We start from the raw sequence: 1,166 nt of genomic DNA on the forward strand, positions 1-1,166 counted from the left end.
GAGCTGTTCGACCCGTCGCGCTTCAGCCCGGAGGCCGAGGCGGCCCGCTCGCCGCATGCGTACAAGCCGTTCGGGACCGGTGAACGCGCCTGCATCGGGCGGCAGTTCGCGCTCCACGAGGCGACCATGCTGCTCGCCCTCCTGGCGCACCGCTACCGGCTGGTCGACGACTGCGACTACCAGTTGCGCATCAAGGAGACGCTGACCCTCAAGCCCGAGGGCTTCACCCTCACTCTGGCCGCCCGGACGCCCGCCGACCGGGCCGCGGTCCGCGCCGCGCTGGCCGTGCTCCCCGGCAGCGACTCCGGAACGGTGGACGACACCGCGACCGATGACGGGCTGCCGACCCGCGTCCTCCAGGGCACCGGTCTGCTGCTGTTGCACGGCAGCAACTACGGCACCTGCCGCGAGTTCGCCGAGCGCCTCGCCGACGAGGCCACCGGACTCGGCTTCACCGCCGATGTGGCACCGCTGGACGCCTACGCCGGTGCGCTGCCCGCCGACCGGCCGGTGGTCATCGTCGCCGCCTCCTACAACGGCCGGCCCACCGATGACGCCGCCGCCTTCGTCGAGTGGCTGAACACCGCGCGGGACGGCGCCGCCACCGGCGTCCCGTTCGCCGTCCTGGGCGTCGGCGACCGCAACTGGGCCGCCACCTACCAGCACATACCGACCCTGATCGACGACCGGCTCGACGCACTCGGCGCCCACCGGCTGCTGCCGCGCGCCGAGGCCGACGCCTCCGGCGACCTCAGCGGCACCGTCAAGGAGTTCACCGCGGCGCTGCGCACCCAGCTGCTGACGCACTACGGCGACCCGGAGAGCGTCGGCGCGAGCGCACCGGCGTCGGAGGACACCGGCTACTCCGTCACCGAGGTCACCGGTGGTCCGCTGGACGCGCTCGCCGCCCGCCACGGCCTCGTCCCGATGACCGTCACCGAGGCTCATGACCTCACCGCTGAGGGCTGGCCGCGGCCCAAGCGCTTCCTGCGCATCGCGCTGCCGGACGGCGTCGGCTACCGCACCGCCGACCACCTCGCCGTGCTGCCCGCCAATGCCCCGGCCGCCGTCGAGCGGGCCGCCCACGTCCTCGGCGCCGACCTGGACACGGTCCTCGCGCTGCACTCCGGCCGCCGCGCGAGCCGCGACACCCTGCCCGTCGACCG

The 1,166-nt window shown here is 74.5% G+C and carries 1 protein-coding gene; it reads left to right on the forward strand.

Annotation, left to right across the window (positions count from 1 at the left end; genetic code table 11):
• Nucleotides 1–1,166: cytochrome P450 (locus M8I34_RS41065; protein ID WP_250058160.1), on the forward strand; the 1,166-nt coding region annotated here is incomplete at both ends.

Source organism: Streptomyces sp. MCA2 (genome assembly GCF_023544705.1).
In the GTDB taxonomy this organism is placed as follows: Bacteria; Actinomycetota; Actinomycetes; order Streptomycetales; family Streptomycetaceae; genus Streptomyces; species Streptomyces decoyicus.